This window comes from Amycolatopsis anabasis (assembly GCF_009765355.1).
Lineage (GTDB): Bacteria > Actinomycetota > Actinomycetes > Mycobacteriales > Pseudonocardiaceae > Amycolatopsis > Amycolatopsis anabasis.
In genome coordinates this window covers 1-16,581 of the sequence record NZ_VTHK01000103.1, presented here as the reverse complement: position 1 = coordinate 16,581, position 16,581 = coordinate 1, and the positions used below count along the sequence as shown (strand labels likewise).

General features: G+C 66.6%; 15 protein-coding genes and 1 pseudogene. 3 read left to right on the top strand and 13 right to left on the bottom strand.

Annotated features, from left to right (window positions below; translation table 11 throughout):
• A pseudogene (locus FXO23_RS49055) lies at positions 1–296 on the top strand (hypothetical protein); the annotation flags it as partial.
• A 71-nt stretch (positions 297–367) separates the two neighbouring features.
• Here the strand turns inward: FXO23_RS49055 and FXO23_RS49050 are convergent.
• Entirely contained in the window at positions 368–889 is a 522-nt protein-coding gene (locus FXO23_RS49050; RefSeq protein WP_158895844.1) for a hypothetical protein, read from the bottom strand.
• A 212-nt stretch (positions 890–1,101) separates the two neighbouring features.
• Between FXO23_RS49050 and FXO23_RS49045 the strand changes: the two genes are divergently transcribed.
• Together FXO23_RS49045 and FXO23_RS49040 are read left to right on the top strand one after the other, a co-directional pair.
• Positions 1,102–1,665, top strand: a complete 564-nt coding sequence (locus FXO23_RS49045) for a DNA ligase-like domain-containing protein (RefSeq protein ID WP_158895842.1) — start codon at positions 1,102–1,104, stop codon at positions 1,663–1,665.
• Positions 1,666–1,815: 150 nt separating this feature from the next.
• On the top strand, positions 1,816–2,364 hold the full coding sequence (locus FXO23_RS49040) for a GNAT family N-acetyltransferase (RefSeq protein ID WP_158895840.1): 549 nt from the start codon (positions 1,816–1,818) through the stop codon (positions 2,362–2,364).
• A 322-nt stretch (positions 2,365–2,686) separates the two neighbouring features.
• Here the strand turns inward: FXO23_RS49040 and FXO23_RS49035 are convergent, their stop codons facing one another.
• From FXO23_RS49035 to FXO23_RS52450, 12 genes are all read right to left on the bottom strand, one after another.
• The gene (locus FXO23_RS49035) at positions 2,687–3,637 is read right to left on the bottom strand and encodes a DMT family transporter (RefSeq protein ID WP_158895838.1); all 951 of its coding nucleotides are present in this window, start codon (positions 3,635–3,637) and stop codon (positions 2,687–2,689) included.
• Between the two features lie 19 nt (positions 3,638–3,656).
• Positions 3,657–4,637: a dipeptide epimerase gene (locus FXO23_RS49030; protein ID WP_158895836.1), complete on the bottom strand. Its 981-nt coding sequence runs from the start codon at positions 4,635–4,637 to the stop codon at positions 3,657–3,659.
• Entirely contained in the window at positions 4,634–5,905 is a 1,272-nt protein-coding gene (locus FXO23_RS49025) for an ATP-grasp domain-containing protein (protein ID WP_158895834.1), read from the bottom strand. The genes FXO23_RS49030 and FXO23_RS49025 overlap by 4 nt, the downstream gene beginning before the upstream one ends.
• A complete protein-coding gene (locus FXO23_RS49020; protein ID WP_158895832.1) occupies positions 5,902–7,392 on the bottom strand; it encodes an FAD/NAD(P)-binding protein in 1,491 nt (496 codons plus the stop codon). The genes FXO23_RS49025 and FXO23_RS49020 overlap by 4 nt, the downstream gene beginning before the upstream one ends.
• 54 nt (positions 7,393–7,446) lie before the next feature.
• Complete coding sequence (locus FXO23_RS49015; protein ID WP_158895830.1) at positions 7,447–8,769, bottom strand: hypothetical protein; 1,323 nt, start codon at positions 8,767–8,769, stop codon at positions 7,447–7,449.
• The gene (locus FXO23_RS49010) at positions 8,769–10,013 is read right to left on the bottom strand and encodes an MFS transporter (RefSeq protein ID WP_158895828.1); all 1,245 of its coding nucleotides are present in this window, start codon (positions 10,011–10,013) and stop codon (positions 8,769–8,771) included. Before FXO23_RS49010 ends, FXO23_RS49015 begins: the two co-directional genes overlap by 1 nt.
• Positions 10,014–10,051: 38 nt before the next feature.
• Positions 10,052–11,101 (bottom strand): ATP-grasp domain-containing protein, encoded by a 1,050-nt coding sequence (locus FXO23_RS49005; RefSeq protein ID WP_158895826.1) that lies wholly within the window; start codon positions 11,099–11,101, stop codon positions 10,052–10,054.
• Entirely contained in the window at positions 11,098–12,351 is a 1,254-nt protein-coding gene (locus FXO23_RS49000) for an ATP-grasp domain-containing protein (RefSeq protein WP_158895824.1), read from the bottom strand. The genes FXO23_RS49005 and FXO23_RS49000 overlap by 4 nt, the downstream gene beginning before the upstream one ends.
• Positions 12,352–12,354: 3 nt before the next feature.
• Complete coding sequence (locus FXO23_RS48995; RefSeq protein WP_218952426.1) at positions 12,355–13,443, bottom strand: threonine aldolase family protein; 1,089 nt, start codon at positions 13,441–13,443, stop codon at positions 12,355–12,357.
• Positions 13,444–13,589: 146 nt separating this feature from the next.
• Entirely contained in the window at positions 13,590–15,143 is a 1,554-nt protein-coding gene (locus FXO23_RS48990) for a leucyl aminopeptidase (protein WP_158895820.1), read from the bottom strand.
• A gap of 445 nt (positions 15,144–15,588) precedes the next feature.
• Positions 15,589–16,119: a hypothetical protein gene (locus FXO23_RS48985; protein WP_158895818.1), complete on the bottom strand. Its 531-nt coding sequence runs from the start codon at positions 16,117–16,119 to the stop codon at positions 15,589–15,591.
• Positions 16,116–16,247 carry a hypothetical protein gene (locus FXO23_RS52450; protein WP_281356755.1) on the bottom strand — a complete coding sequence of 44 codons (132 nt, stop codon included), beginning with the start codon at positions 16,245–16,247 and terminating at the stop codon, positions 16,116–16,118. The genes FXO23_RS48985 and FXO23_RS52450 overlap by 4 nt, the downstream gene beginning before the upstream one ends.
• Positions 16,248–16,581: the final 334 nt, after the last annotated feature.

Here is a 16,581-nt window from a genome sequence, read left to right as displayed (position 1 = left end):
GCCATCACCGGAAACCCCTGGCTACCACCAAACCCAGCACCCACCTGAACAGTTACCCGACCTTCCTCAACGAGCACGCCACGCACGCCGACGAATACGGCCACCTCACCGCCGCACAGGCAGCCCGGGTGGCCCAAGAATGTCAGGTGCGGCGGTTGGTTCTCACACACTTCTCGGCCCGCTACCCCGACCCGGCCCGCTTCCACGACGAGGCCGCGGAAGTCTTCGGCGGCAGCATCGTGGTCGCCACGGACCTGGCGCGTGTCCCGGTGCCATCCCGACGGTTCCGGCGATGACGAGCGCCCAGTCACGGCAGATGCAGGAACGCGTGGTGTGCCGCCCAGCTGCCGGCACCCGTCCTGACCGGTCAGCGCCGCACCGGTCCGGTCGACGCCACGTGCGGGCGGGCCTTGAGTGTCCGGCGAAGCTCGCGTTTGATGATGCGCTCGTCCGGACCGAACAGATCGTTCGGTGGCGCTGGGCGTTGTGGTTCGGTGTCGATGGCTTCCTGAAGGAGAGGCAGGAGTTCGGCGCCGCTGCGGTAGGTATGGATGACGCGCGGATGCATCAACTCGACTTCATAGCCGCCGGCGGGCAGAGTCCGCACCGTGCACGCGGCGAACTGAGCAACTCCGGACAGGGTGCCTCGTCGTGTTCCTGCCGGGACCGGGTCGCTGACGTGCGCCGGTGCTACTCCGTCGAAGGTTCGGCGGGCGGCGGGAGAGGCGAGGAACGGACAGGCCACAGCGGCATAGAGCATGCAGGCGTGGTGGCCGGGGACCTCGTACGTGGTGAAGGCCCCGGCGGGTTCAGCGCCGCAGCGCAGCGCGTAGCCGATCCATTTGGCCGCGGGGGCGTCCACGACATGCCAGACGCCCTCACCGTCCATCGGCAAGCCGCAGACCGAGCATCGGTTCCGCAAGGCACAAAGCATCGGTTCTGCAAGGCACAGAGCAACTGCCGCTCGCCGGAGGCTTCCCGGAACACGGGTGTGCCACGTTCCCAGAAGGTGATGGCCGGGACCGGGACACCGCGCGCGTCGCGGGGACGCCGCGCCACCGCGGTCGGCATCGGAACCTCGCTCAGGTGCACCGCCCTAGCATGCCCGACCGCAGCCGGTTGCGGTGCTGGACCATACTGTTTGCTGGCTGGGAGTGCGGGGCCGCGCAGCGCAACCGTCACGACGACCATCCCCGACGCGTCGCGTTGGGGTTCGAGTTCGTGCGACCGACGCGTCATCCGCCCCCGCCCAGCCCCGTGACGCACGAGCCCTTCATGATGTCCGCCCCACCGGCCAGCCGTCTCCGCACCGGAGCCGCGATCTACTTCGTCGGCTTCGACCTGCTCGTCACCAACACCCAGGACCTACGGCCGAAGCCATACCGGATCCAGCGAGCCCGGCTGGCCAAGGTGCTCGCCTCAGCCGAGCCACCACCGCAGCTGGCACCAGTGATCAACGGCCGTGCCACCGCGCTGGCCTGGATCTCCCCCGACCAAGCCGAGCACGGTATCGAAAGGGATTTGCCATCGTGTCGCAGAAAAGAAAAACAGCGGGCCTACGCGGAGAACTCGGCGTTGGGCACGGAAGGCGAGGCGCCGCTGTCGCAGCTCGTCGATGACATCCCCCTCATGACCGGCAGCAATGGGGGGTTGATTGACAGCTAAACGCTCTGGAGGTCTCCGTCGTGGAGCCAACAGCGGCGTGGGGTTGGATCGCAGGGTCCAAGCTTGCGATCACCGCCACGATGCCATCGATCGGGTCGCTGTCGGTCGTGCGGGGCTCCTGCTCCGTGGGCGTGGGATAGGTTGCGCGCCATGACTGAGCGCGGGCCCGTCGCCTGGCCACCTGCCCCGATCAGGACCGAGCGGCTCGTGCTCCGTGAGCCCGAGGCCCGCGACCGTGCGGCGTTCATCGAGCTGTTCGCCTCGCCTGAGGTGGGCACCTACATCGGGGGCCCTCGACCGCGTGATGAGCTCGAGCGCATAGTGCCCGAAGTGCCCGGGCGTCGCTTCGGCCTTTTCGTGATCGATCTCGACGGAACGATGATCGGCATGATCACGCTCGATCGGCGCGACGCGGAGCGTCCGGGTCACGTCCGGCCGGATGCCGGGGAGGCCGAGCTCGGCTACCTGCTCCTGCCGCAGGCGTGGGGACGCGGGTACGCCGCCGAGGCGTGCGCGGCGGCGCTCGACTGGTTCGCCGGCGCGCTTCCCGGCGAGCCGGTGGTGCTCTGCACCCAGACCGCCCACGACCGCTCGATGCGCCTCGCGGCGAAGCTGGGATTCACCGAAGTGGAGCGGTTCGAGGAGTACGGCGCCAAGCAATGGTTCGGCGTATGGTCCTCGGTCACACCATCCCGTTGAGGCTGGGCTCGACGGTGCGACGGATCGACAAGGCACGGCGGAAGCGGACGTGTGCGGGGATGGCGATGCGGTCGCGAAGTGCGGTGCGGACAAGATCCACAGCGCCGGAGGACCTGGCCACCGAGGCGGTCTACCGCATGCTGTCGGGGTGGGGTCGGGACGAGCAGTTCACGAACGAATACGCCGAGATCTTCTACCAGCACCTCAGCCCGCAGGACATGGTGTCGGCGTCATTCGAGCTGTTCTTCGGCCGACGGCCCACCTCACTCGAGACCCGGCTTGCGCATCACCCTCGACTGCTGGAGCCTCGGAGGATCCGAAGTCAGTCCGGCGCCTTGTCCGGTTGTGCGGGTGCGGGCGCGGGCACCGGGCGAGACTGGGAGTAGATCACCCAGAGCACGCCACCGAGCACGATCACGATTCCGCACAGCGTGTACAGGGACGTGGATAGCCTTTGATCCAGCAACTGCAGGGCGTAGGTCAGGATCGGGTTGAGGTTCGTCATGGCCAGGACCACGAACGGTGGCACGTTGCGAATGCCGATTTGGAGCAGGACCAACGGAATGGTGAGCCCCAGAATGGCGAATAGGCCGACCACTCCGGCGGTGTCGCCCACCGCGGACCAGTCCTGGTTTGCCTGGAGGCTGAACAACCCGCAGCCGATCACCGTGACATAGCAGCGGTGGCCGAGGATGTTCAGATTCGACCAGCCGTGCCGGGTCAGTTTGCGGGAAAGCAGCGTCAGGAACACCGTGGACAATCCGGACGCCGTCACCGCGGCGATGCCGAGTACCACATTGCCCACCGGCAATGCCGCTAAGCCGGATCGGCCGCTGAAGCTCACCCACGCGAGCATGATGCTGCCGAGCAGGATCGATCCCGCGCCGGCGACTTCGGCGCCGCTCACCCGGCGGGTTCGGTCGAGCAGGCTGAGCACGACGATGGTGAACAGCGGCGTCGCGCCGGCCTGCAGCGCACTGGCGATCGCCGGTTCCAGGTATTTCAGACCGGTGTAGAGGAAGAGGAACACTCCGGCTGAGGCGAAGTTCAGGCCGATGATCGCCCCCAGCGCCGCCTTGTCCAAACTGGGCAGGTTACCGCGATTCGCCACGCCGAAGATCAGCGCTGAGATCGTGAAGGCCAGGAAGGTGAGCACGATCGGCTGAATATTCTGGACGACGTTGCCGAACACGACATTCGTGCTGCCGATGAACAGCGAAGCAACGGCGAGCGAGCCGACGCCCTTACCGAAGTGGCTGGATTCCTCGGTCACGGGATCCCTCCGATCGGGGTCAGCCCCAGAGTTCGGGGGGCGGTACGGACAGGCGGCCGGCCCGGTGTTCAACCGGTGGATTGGTGTCCTCGGCGAGCCACAGATGGTTGTCCAGGTCGACGAATTCGGCGAGTTGCGCCAGGTGGAAGCCCACCGCGGTGGACAGCGAGCTGGCGGGCAGGCAGCCGACCATGATCCGGAGGCCGAGGTTCTTCGCCTTCTCCACGATGCGCAGGCCCGCGGTCAGGCCGCCGCACTTGTCGAGCTTGATATTGATGCCGTCGTAGTACGTGACCACCCAGTCCAGGTCGGCTTCGGTGCCGAAGGACTCGTCTGCCACCAAGGGAATGTCGGACGAACACTCGGCCAGTCGTGACTCGTCGGCTTCTTTCACCGGTTGCTCGATCATCCGGACCCCGTACTCGGTCAGCATCGGCAGCATGGCGACCAGCCGTGCGAAGTCCCAGCCGCCGTTGACGTCCACAACCAGCTCGGCGTCCGGGCGGAGCTGCCGGGTCAGCTCCAACCGCCGGACGTCGTCGTCCGCGCCCAGCTTCAGTTTGAGGACTGGGTGGCCGGCGCTGTCCCGCAACTCCTGCTCCAACTGGCCCGGCCCCGCCAGCGAAATCGTGGTCAGGATCGAAACCGGGGCCGGTTGGTCAAGGCACAGCAGTTGCCACACCGGAAGCCCACGCTGCTTGGCTCGCAGGTCCCAGAGCGCCGCGTCGAGCGCGTTACGAGCCGGGCCTGGTGGCAGCAACTCCAGCACGTCCTCGGCGGTGAGCTCGTCGCTCAGCTCGGTGCCGAGGTCTTCCAGTTGCTGCACGGTCTCCGACGCGGGGCGTGCGAAGAAGCTCTCGAAGGGCGCCCCCTCGCCCCAGCCGGTCGCGTCGTCGGTGGTCAGCCGAACCCGCACGAGCGGGCACGTCAGGTCGTCGCCCCGGGCGTAGGAATAGGGCAGTTTCAGCGGAACATCCTTGCGCACCACGGTTAGTTTCACCGCGTACCTCCTGCCGCTCTGGGTGCGATCGCGAACAATTCGCCGGTCTCGATCAGTTTCCTGGCCAGGGCGCTGTCGTGCGCCAGTGCCTGGTCGTCGTCGCTGAGCAGGTAGACGAATCCGCCCTTGCCGGTGGTATCGGTCGACGGGCGCACGTCGTCGCCGACCTGGGGACGGCCGTAGTACCCGGCGAACGAGGGGAGTTCGGCCAGCCGGGCACAGCCCTCGTCCCCGGTGATGGTGCCGGCTTCCGGGAAATGCACCCAGAGGATCTTGAGTCGCTTCGCCAGGTGGTACGGCTGTCGCAATCGGGTGCGGAACCGGTCGGGATCGCACAGGGCCATGGCCGTCAGTTCGACCTGCGTAGTGCCCAGCGCCGCGGCGAACGGCTCCCGTTCGATGGTCGCCCCCATCAGGCGTGCGCTGGTCTCCACGAGCTGCGGGCCCCGCGCGGTCATTTTCAGCTCGGCGTGTGACGGACCGTTCCGGATGCCGACGGCGTCGAGCGCGAGCCGGTTGTACCTGTCCAGTGGACCGAAGAATTCGTGCTCCTCCGGAAGCAACCGGTGCTCGATGAACTTGATGCTGCCGTGCGTGCCTTGGACGAACTCGAAACACCAGACGTCGGTGGTCAGGTGCTCGCCGTCGTGGCTGACCGAGTTGACGACGTAGATCGGGCCCTCGAGGTAGGTCTGTGCGAGCGCGACATCGTTGCGCACCCCGAGCAGGTTGGTCTTCCCCACGATCCGTGGCAACGCGGCCCGGATGTCCGCGGCGGAGGTGCAGAAGTAGACGTCCTCCGAGCTGGTCGACAAGGGTGGCTTCAGCACGACGGGCCAGTCCCGCTGTTCCCGGGACCAGCGCACGATCTCTTCGGGGTCGTCCGAACGGATCTGTTGTGCGACAGGCAACCCGGCGCGACGCAAGGCCTCGATCATCGTGTACTTGTCGCGCCGGGCCGTGGACAGCTCGGGCACGTTCCAGTCAAGTCCCAGCCGCGCGCACACGTCATCGGCGAAGAGCACCCCCGATTCGGCGCCAGCCAGGACGGTCAGCTCGGGGCGCTTTTCCAGGCGGGCCGCGATCTGGCTTGCTGGCTCGAAGGGGAGCACTTCGTCGAAGTTCTCCGGATGGTAGGAACGACGCAGGAAGCCCGGGACTTCGGGGCTGCTCTGGACGTGCACGAGGTGGACGTCGTAGGCGCGCAGTGCCGTCGGCAGGTGCCGCGCGGTCGAGTATGCGTCGACAATCACCACTGTCCTGGTCATTTCGCCTCCGGTCTGCTCGTCCTGGCCTTTCCTGCTTTCACCGGCGAATCCGGGTGTTCACCCGCGAGGAAGCTGGTGACCGACATCGCTTGCCGCGCGGTCGCGTTGAAGTAGTTGGTCACCGCACGCGCGTCGCCGAGCGGCGGGCCCAGAAGGAATATCCCACCCCCGCGGCCCACGGGGATGTGGCACGTGCCCGGCTCCACGAACCGGTGCGCCCCGCTGAGCTGCCTGCCGAGCCATCGAGGCAGGCGCGGGCTGTTGGCGATGCTGAAGCCGGTGGCGTCGACCGCGCGATCGGCGGTGAACACCCGCCCCCGGAAGTCGGTGAACTCGAGTCTCCGCCCGGCCACGCGCCAGCACCGAGGCCCCCGTGTCATCCGGAGACGACGCTGCTGGTGCAATCGCAGCAATCGTTCCGCGCTGACCGCCGGAATCGCCGACACGTGCCGGCGCAGGAGACCGCCGAAGGCCGAGCGGACCGCGGCGCGCTGCCTCTCGTGCAGGAACGGCCACACCTCGTTCGCCACCGTGATGGCATTGCGGTCCATCCGTTCGAAGGCCCGCTCGCCGGCTCGCGTCCGGGCCAGGTCCTCGGCGAGCCCGGGCAGGCCGCTCCGAGGCCGCTCCCACACGGCGGGGTCGTGCCCGTTCGCGACGGCCTCCGCCCGCAGCAACCGCCGCCAGTGGTCGACGACGTCGGCCGGGGGCAGGTCGAGCCCCGCGGCGAGTGCGGTCGTGGTGAAGTATTGGCCGGGATGTTCGGTCATTTCCGTGCGTACCGAAGGGAACCGCGCCGATCGTGACATGAGCACGAGGTGCGCTTCGGGGCGGGCGTGGGCGACCACGAGTGCGGCATCGAGCGCGCTTTGCCGGGCGCCGACAATGGCGACCACCGGTCGTTCCGGCAAGAAGTCGTCATCCTCGCGCAGGGAGGCGACCGGCCGCAGGAGACCGGCGGAGGCGGCTAACGCGGACGCCGCGGTACCGGGCGCCGTCAGGCCGGTGCTCAACACGACGTATTCGGCTTTGACGGTGGTGCCGCAGTTGGTCCGGACCACTAGCCCCGGGCCGCAGGAGATGATCTCGCTCGCCCGGCCCCGGACGTGGTCGACTTCGATCCCCTGGGCCGTCGCGACCCGGAGCGCCGTGCTCAACTGTTCGGCCAGGTAATGGCGGAAGAGGCCGCGCGGGACGAAGGTGTCGCCGGTCAAGGTGCGCGGACGGATCCGCCAGCGGGCGCAGGCCGGTCCGTTCGCCCGCAGCCAGGCCTCGAAGTGGCGGGGCCGGTCCGGGAAGAGGCTGTTGACGGCCAGGCTGGTGTTGCACAGGAGGTACGGCTCGGTGCGGTCGAAGGCCAAGCCGTGGGCGAGTGGGCCGGGCTCGATGAACGTCACCCGTCGGATGCGTATCTCGGCACCGGAGACCAGGTGGATGAACAGTGCGGTGCCGGCTGCGCCTGCGCCGACTATGGCGAGGTCGGTCATGGCAAGGTTTCCCCCAAAGAATCGCTGGTGCGTGCCCGGGGCCGCGCGGGTCCCTCATGTGTGCATGGGCGTCCCGCAGAGCATGACGGAGGCTTCCGCTCCCTGGGTCACGTTGATGACCGCGGCTCGCTTGGCCGGGACCTGGCGGACGAGCGTTCCCGCGTAGCTGCTTCCGTAGATCATGGGGCCGAAACACACCTCCACGCCGTCGGGCGCGGCGGGGTCGTGGTAAGCCACCGCGGGGGTGATTCTCTCCTGGCACACGTACCGTTCGGTGCTGTCGCGCAACCGGTTCTCCACCGTGGATCGCCAGGTGTCGGTGGTGGTGTCCGCTCCGAACACGATGTCCCTGCCGCCGTACGCCGAGGCGGGTTTGCACACCAGCCGGGTCTGATTCGTGAGCGCGCGGTCGAGCGTGTTCGGCGTGAGCCGGAAGGTGGCAGGCACGTGGCGGCGCAGTACCGCGCGTTCCTCCTCCGTGAAGCATGCGTCGAATTGGTGGTCCGTGAGCAGCTCGAGGTTGGCCTTGTTGTCGAAGAGGGCACTCGCGGGGGAGCCGACGAAGTCGACGAGACCGGCCGCGTCCAGCTCGATCAGGGATCTGGTGAGCGAGGGCGGCACGAACTTCTTCGTCTCGTGCCAGGTGTACATGGTGAACACCACATCGACCGTGCGTCCGGCGTGCAGGACACCCGAATCGGTGACCTCCAGTTCCGACATGAGGCCGCTGCTCACGTCGTACCCACCACTACGCAACATCTCCACGAAGAACCGGCGTCCGGAGTCGATGTCCGCTGGATTCGCCACACCTTCGAAAACATGCTGCCCGGTCTCCCCCGATGTGCGCAGGAGGCCGCCGAAACCGGCCAGCCAGGCACCCGACATGTCCGGCGCCACCGGCGCCAGGCCTCGGCTTTCGAGGAATCGACCGTATTCGGAGCGGTTGAACGCCGTCACGTACGGGTCGTGGGTGTTCATGCCGCCGATCGGAGCGGAGACGTTGATTTCGACGGCCTTGAGGCCGTCGGTGGTGCTGATCAAATCGGGCCGGATGAACGTGGTGGCTGCCCGGCGGAGCCGGCTGTGCCCGATGGCCGGCACGAGCAATTCCCGATCGGCCGGGGGGACACCGAGAAAATCCATCCACGCCGTGAGATCGTCGGCGAACACGCGGGTGGGCAGTTCGGCGATCAGCCTGGCCAGCGTGACGCCGAGCGTGGCGACCTCGGTCACGGAGTCCGCGGAGAAAACGGGCGGCGGAAACACATGCGGAAAGTTGCTGCGGTAGAGGCTCGTCAGGAACCGCTCGCGATCCTGGATCGCCGCGCCGGACGCCGCGAACTCCGCCCATGCGTCACCGTAACGCGGATCGAGCATCAGTCATCCTCCCCTTTCGACGGTCTCCGCGGCGGACGAGCCAGTCCGGCTACGCCGAGAACGGCGGTCACCACGAGTACGGCGCCGCAGGCGCTGATGGTGCCCGCGATGCCGAGGTGCGCGATGAGCAGCGGTCCGCACCCCAGGGCGACCAGCATCCCGGCGTATTCGCCGATCATTTTGAACCGGTACAGCTTGGACACGTCGGCCCAGCGGTATCCTCCCTGGACGGTCTTGATGAACGCCAAGTCGGCGAATGGCGTGCCGGCCGCCGTGACGGCCGCCCAGACGCACAGCCACCAGAGATGGTGGTCGGCGGCCAGCAGGAGGTAGCCGACACCGGCGAGCGCACGGCCGGCGACAAGGTATCGAGGCGGTTCGGCGATCGGACGGGTCGCCACGACCAGTCCCGCCACGACATTGCCCAGGCCATAGCACAAGGTGACCACACCGAAACTGCTGAGCTGCGCGTCATTTGCCGAACCGCTCGACAGCAGCAGCGCCATGGCGAACACGAATCCCAGATACCAGGCGCCCGCGTTGAGCGCCTGGGTCACGAAGGCATAGGCCAGCAGGCGGGATTTCCCCACGAGCCCGATGCTGCGGACGACCGCCGCACGGACACCCGCCCGATCCGTTTGCTCCGGCGGCGGTTCATCGATGCCGGCCGCGGCGGATCGATCCAGCCGGAAAAACAGCACGAGCGCGCAACCGAACAACACGGCGGACGCGGCCAGGACGTACCGGGAACCGAACAGGATCGACAATCCTGACGCCAACGCCGGGCCCAGGATTCTGGCGATTCGGAAAGTGTTGTCCACCAAGGAACTTACCGAGCGAAGGGCGTCCCGTTCGATCCCCAGCCGGGAAAGCCCGGCCATCACCCCCGCGTCGTGGTGCGGGCGCACCATCGACACCACGACAGCCTGCACCACCAGTATCCAGACGGGCCAGCCGGCCAGCACTGTCACGAAAGCCACCAGCGCCGCCAGAACCCTGATGACTTCGGCGTACAGCGTCACCCGAAGGGGAGCGAAGCGGTCGAGGACCCCGGCGCCGAGCAACCCGGAAAACGTCGCCGCGGCCAGTTGCGGCACCAGGTAATAAGCTCCGGCCGAACCCAGCGACTCGACCAGGTACCACACGACGCTGACGCTGAAAACCTCAGTGCCCAGTCCGCCAAAGATGACACACGACCAGACCAAGGAGGCTCGCGTGTCACGGGGTAGTGCGATGAGCGGCATTCAGGCTCCTACGACCAACGACCACTGCCGGCGGCAGCTCAAACATTGATCTTTCCGGCCGGGGGCTGGCCGGACACCGAAGCCCCGATCACACCGTCACGTTCCAGCGCGGCGAACAGCAGGGTCACCGCTTCGGCGGACTGATCGACGCCGGTCGCCCGGAACGAGTAGTTGAGCCCGCCGGGGTTGGCCAGGTTCAACTCCAGGACGTAGGGATACGCCAGGTCGATGCCCGCGAAGTAGATCCCATGGCGGATCAGCACCTCGCCGAGGTGGCGACAGTAGGCGTCCTCTTCTTCATTCAGGGAAAGGCCTTCGAAGGCGTTGCCCAGCGTGACGTTCGCGCGGTGGTCTTCGTCATGGTGGAAGCGGCGGAATCCGCAGAAAGGCACCCCTCCGGACATCATGACCCGCTTCTCGTTGTCGACCACGTTCGGCACGAAGCGTTGCATGGTCACATACTTTCGGGACAGCCCGATAGTCGGCCTGCCGTACATCTCGTATCGGGTTGTCTCGTTACCGGTGGCGCTCTGGAGCAGGGCCCGGCAGTTGCGTTCGCGCGCGTTGACGAAGTACACGTCGGCGCCGCACCCCTCGTTGGCCGGCTTGAGGATCCACGAGGTTTCGGCATCGGACACGACCACGTCGTTCAGCCGGTCGAAACTGTTGGCGACGTACTGATCGGGCAGATGCCGCCGATCGATCACCGAAGGCAAGGTGATCTTGCTGTTGAGCATGAGCATCGGGACGGCCGCGTTGACGAAGGCGACTCGCTGGTTGAGGACCCACAGCAGTTCATAGGTTTCGATCAGCAGATTCGGATGTGGGTTCGTCAGCACCCATACCAGGTCGAAGTCCTCGGCTGAGCTTCGCCGCAGTTTCATGTCCGGGAACGGCACCCCGGTCTCGTATTCGCGGTCCAGCGTGAACATCTCACACACCACATCGCTGTCGGCGATGCCGAGTGTCTCGATGTCGCCGACGCACACCTCGTGCCCTTCACGCAGCAACGCGTTCGGCAGGATGGAGTGGTTGTCCAGGCGGTATTCGTTCAGTCGGGAGATCAGCACAAGAACGCGATAGGTCATCGAGCACTTCCAGTGGATAGGTGGCGGGCAAGGGGCTGCAGGGCGGCGTCGGCGGTGGTCAGATCGGCGAACACGGCGTCGGGGTCGTCGTCGGCGAGCAGCAGGTACCCGGGTCGGTCGTAATTGGACACATCCACTTCGGACACCCGATCCGGATCCATGTCGACGACTTCGAAGCGGCGCAGGGTCGGCAGGGTGGCCGTGCGCAGTGCGGTCAGCGCCCCGCGACGGGTCACCTCCGATGTCAGCAGGTGACGCGTCGCCGCCGTCGCGGCTTGGGGCGCGCACCGCGGAACACCGAGCCGCGCGCCGCGATCACGCAGGTGAAAGCTCAGGTAGGCGGCTACCATGTCGATGCCCGTGCACAAGCGCACGAGTTCGGTGATATGCCCGCCGGGCAGGCGAGGATTGATCTCGATCAACCACGGACCGGCCTCGGTCAGCCTGAACTCGATGTGCACGGCACCGCAGCGGAGTTCGACGGCGGCCAGCCAGGTCGCCACCCGCCGGGCCACCTCGTCGGTAACGGCGTGGTCGAGTGGGGCGGGGAAGATATGTCCCACTTCGACGAAATGCGGCTCCGGGCCCAGGAGCTTGCGGGTGATCCCGCACATGGTCCAGTTCGCGGCCTCCGGGTTCCACACCAGTTCACAGCTGTACTCGTCACCCGCGGCATACCGTTCGACGAGCAGCGAACGGTCCGGACGGTAGCCGCGCGCGTTCACCACATGATCGCCGAAGCGGGCGACCGCGTCCCCGAGTTCGGCGTCGGTGTCGCACCGGCGTACCGCGACGCTGCCGCTCTCGTCGACGGGTTTGACCACCACCGGATAGGGCAGCCGCGTTCCCGGCGGCGTCCCCGGTTTGATGATGTGGAAGTCGACCGCGCCGGCACAGCCAGCGGTGCGTTCCCGCATGACGTCCTTGAACCGGGTAGCCAGCAGGCCTCCAAGACCCGCGTGCGGCAACCGGAGTTCCCGCGCGCAGATCGCCGCGATCGGCAGATGGTAATCGTCGAACGACACGACTGCCTCGACGTCGAGATGGCGGATCGCCCGAAGCACCGACAGCGGATCGTAAGTATTGGCGGTGACCGTCGCGGACGCCACCCGAAGCGGGTTGTCCGGCAGCCGAGCGTAGAAGCCCCGATCGGCGGTGACGAAAACGGTGTCGTAACCGTTTCGCGCCGCGAGCCGTAAGGCGGTTGACGTCGTTCCGGTCGAGTTCGCCTCGACGAACACAATGGTCACTGGTCAGCCCACCGCCGACGACGCGAGCTCCGGCTGCCGACGTCGGCCCGCGGTTTCCGCCACCCTGACGAGACGCCGGGCGGCCACCAGCGCATCAGAGCCGGATACCGTGAGACTGAACACCGCACGGATCTCCGAATGTCGCCAGACCAGGACTTTGACGCCTGCCTCCGCAGCGAGCTGAACGTATTGGTCCGGAGAGCAGTTCAGCTGCCCGACGTCGAAGATCACGATGTTCGTCTCCGGTTGGTCGACGACGAAAAGGCTCGATTCCGCGAGGACCGAGGCGAACATCCGCGCGTTCAGGTGATCTTCGGCGAGCCGTTCGACGTTGTACTGTACAGCCCACAGCGCGGCCGCCGCGATCGGACCGGATTGGTGCAGCGCCCCTCCGTACCATTTGCGGTAGTGGCGAGCCATGCTGATGAACTCCGCGGTCCCCATCAGCACCGAACCCATGGGAGCACCGAGCCCTTTCGCGAAACACAACGACATGGCGTCGTTGGTCTGCCCCCACATACGAGGCGCGATGCCCGTCGCCACCGCGGCGTTGAGAATCCTGGCGCCATCCAGGAACACGGAGATGTCACGCTGAAAGCACCAGGCCCGCACGCTTTGCATAAGTGGCAGCGGATATACCCGTCCACCGCGTCCGTTTATCGTGTTCTCCATCCAGACAAGTCGCGTCTCGGCGTACACCGGAGACCAGCGGGCTCGGCGACCGAGCGCGTCTTCGGCGATGCCCGGGGTGAGGAACCCGTCCGGGGTCCGTACCGAATTGATCGCCGCACCGCCCAGATCGCTACTCGGGGACGCCTCGAAGAAATTGATATGGTAATCGCTGTCGCAAAGCACTTCCTGCCCGCGGCCGACCAGGGATTTGAGCGCCACTTGGTTGCTCATCGTGCCGGTCGGCATGAAAACCGCGGCCTGTTTGCCAAAAACCTCCATGCAGTGTTCTTCGAGTTCCCGAACCGACGTGTTCTCGCCGTAGCAATCGTCACCGTAATCGGCCGCGGCCATCGCTCGCAGCATTCGCGGGCCAGGGCGGGTGAGTGTGTCGCTACGGAGATCGATCAAGCTTGTGTCCATCAGATTCCCCCGGGCTGGATTTCTGTCGATGACGGCTCGTGTGTGGTCGGGGCGGCTGGAGTTGAACCAGCATTTGCCGCACGTCTCCGACGCTCACGCCGGTGGCGGCGGGGAGTGCTCCACCTACGCGCCCCGGTTTCCGCGGGTCAGTCGGCGTGGTCACCGGCGGCATCCGGCGCATCGGGTGCCGCCGCGCCGGCCAGATGCGCCAGCACGGCGAACAGGGTCCGGACCGGAACGCCGGTCCCACCGTGCGGCGTGTACCCATATGCGTCGTCTCGGTTGTATCCGGGACCGGCGATGTCCAGGTGAGCCCAAGCCACCGCTGGATCCACGAACGGACGCAGAAACACCCCCGCGGCCAACATGCCCGCCCACCGGTGATCGGTGACGTTGGCGATATCGGCGAGATCTGAGCGCAGGTCGTCGACGAGGTGATCCGGCAGCGGCATCGGCCAAGCGTTCTCCCCGACCTGCTGGGACAACCGGGCCACCAGGTCCCGGAACTGGTCCGTCCCCATGACACCGGGCATGCGCGGGCCGAGCGCCACCATCTGGGCGCCCGTCAGCGTAGCCACGTCGATCAGGTAATCCGGCTTGTCCTCGCAAGCGCGCACGATCGCGTCCGCGAGGACGAGCCGGCCTTCGGCATCGGTGTTGAGCACATGAACGGTCCGGCCGCCGTACTGGGTGAGCACGTCACCCGGGCGTTGCGCGCTGCCCGAGGGAAGGTTCTCGGCCAGCGGCAAGGTAGCGATCACGGTGATGGGCAGCTTGCGCCACGCGGCCAGCAGCACGGTCGCGGCCACCGCGGCGGCGCCGGCCATATCCGATGTCATGTTCCACATACCGATCGCCGGTTTGATCGAGATACCACCGCTGTCGAAGGTGATTCCCTTGCCGACCAGCGCCACCACGGGGTGTTGCGCACCGCGATGGGCGATCCGCACCAAGCGTGGCGGCCGTTCGCTGCCTTGCCCGACACCGATGATGCCCCCGAATCCCGCAGTCGCCAGTTCGTCTTCCTCGAGCACCTCGACCTCGAGGTGCAGCGACTTCGCCATCGCGGTGACGCGCTCGGCGAACGCCGGTGGCGAAAGCTCGTTCGGCGGCGTGTTGACCAAGTCGCGGGCGATCCCGACCGCGACCGCGACGTCGACGGCCAGTTCAGCCCGCATGCGATCGGCCGGATCGATCTGCCCGACAATCCCCTCGACGAACTCGACCGCCGACGGGGCCGGGCGGGTGCTCCGGCTCAGTGGCACGGCACTTCCGAGTGTCAGGCCTTCCACTGCCGCGGTCACGTCCAACGCGGTCATCGTGGTCGCCACGCGCGCGCAGCCGGCCAATGCCCGCGCCGCGCAGCCGGACGCGTGCCGAACCTCGTCGGCTGTCACCCTTTCACCAACTTCGCCGAATCCGACCGCGAGCACGGAACGCGCCTTCATCTGTCCTCCGGCCGGAATTCGGACAATCTGACCGCGGTCACCGGTCGCACCACTGTCCAGCAGGCCTGCCCACAAGCTGGTACCGGCGAGCTCATCAGGACCGAGCAAAACGGGTTGACCAGCTCGCTTCCCCATGCCGACGACAACCACATCACAGCGTCCGGTTGGCTCGACAACCAGTTCGACTCTCGGTCGCCTTTCCGTACTGAAAAAGGAAGAGTTCTCAACGTCGTCCGCAGCCTTGCCGTGCATGTCCTCTTCTCTCCAACGAGTTGACACGTAACCACTCGTCGTTATCCGATCATCAGCCCCCTCTCTCACCGATTCCCGTCGAGAAGGGGCATAACACGCGAACACGGGCGCCGAATTCATCGAAACCGCGTCCCTGCGTCCAACACACGGGACCTTTCCGAAGGATGCCAAGGATTCACATCCCGCGCCATCGGCCGAACGGGGCAACGCTTCATGTGAGCGTCAACACAGCTTACAACGTGGAATCCAAATGTGAATATTGGCAGGCCGACAAGCAAATATCGAAATACTAGTGAAAACATGGACGATTGGCGCTCATACGTCGAACGACCGCCTTCGGCCCGGTCCGGCCGCTCCGGACCCGGCCGCGGTCGCGCCCAAGAAATGATCAGCTCCCCGTCGACAAGTTTTATTCTCGAGCGTGCCAGCTCAAGTTGGGTTGAGCTCAAGTCGTGTTCTTGAGAACGCGGAGAATCAACTCCAGCACGCGGCGACCACGGCGCTTGAGGACGCGGACGCCTTGGAGTGACCCGGGATCCATCTCGACGAGTTCGCGGACCCAACAAGGCGATAGTCGAGTGTCGGTGGCCCGGTCCACCGCGGTCTCGGGCTCCTTCAGACCGTGCCGGGCCCGCATCCGGTAAAACAGCCCACCATCCTCGCTCTGCGCCTCGACCGGTAGATCCCGGCTGTCGGCCAGCTCGTAGATCGCCCCGAGCACCCATTGCGGGGCCTCATTCAGGACGGCAAATGACAGGAAGCCGCGCACACCGACCAGCACCCGCTTGATCCGGCTCTCGCCGCGGATCGGCTTCGCACCCGGCCCGGGCAGCACACGGCCGCCGTCGGCAGGGGTGTACTTCAGCCAGGTCATGAACAGGCCCATGTCGGCCGCGGCCTCGCGCCAGTCCCGCCCGGTCCGCTGGCACCAGCGCAGATACAGGCCCACTCCGCCGACGTACGCCTTGGTCGTCAACTCGGCCTTGTCCCGGCCGACCTCAGCTCACGCAGGAACCCATCGGCCACCGGCTCGACGTTCAACCCGTCGTCGAGCACCGTCCAGTACCGAGCCCCCGAGGACATCTCGACCTTGAACGTTCGCACCCTCTGTACCTCTGCTCCTTCCTAATCAGCAACAAGGAGCCACAGAGCTACACCCCAGAGAAGGTGGCCCCCCCCAAGACCAGTCCGGGTTTGTCGTCCTGCTACCCGCGCCGCTGGGTCGTAGAGAGGACCTTGAGCTGGCTGCTGCGCGCTCGCCGCAACGTCCGTTGTTGACCCCGCGTATCGCTTGAAGATCACGGAGGCCAGGAATGAACCAGAGGGCAGGAGGTCAGGCGGCCATGGGCCCGCCGGGTGGGGGAGCAGGGAACCCGCAACGCCGCGGGGGGAACGGCTCCCGGTGCGGGAAACGAAGCTCCGCGAAACCGGTGGTGGT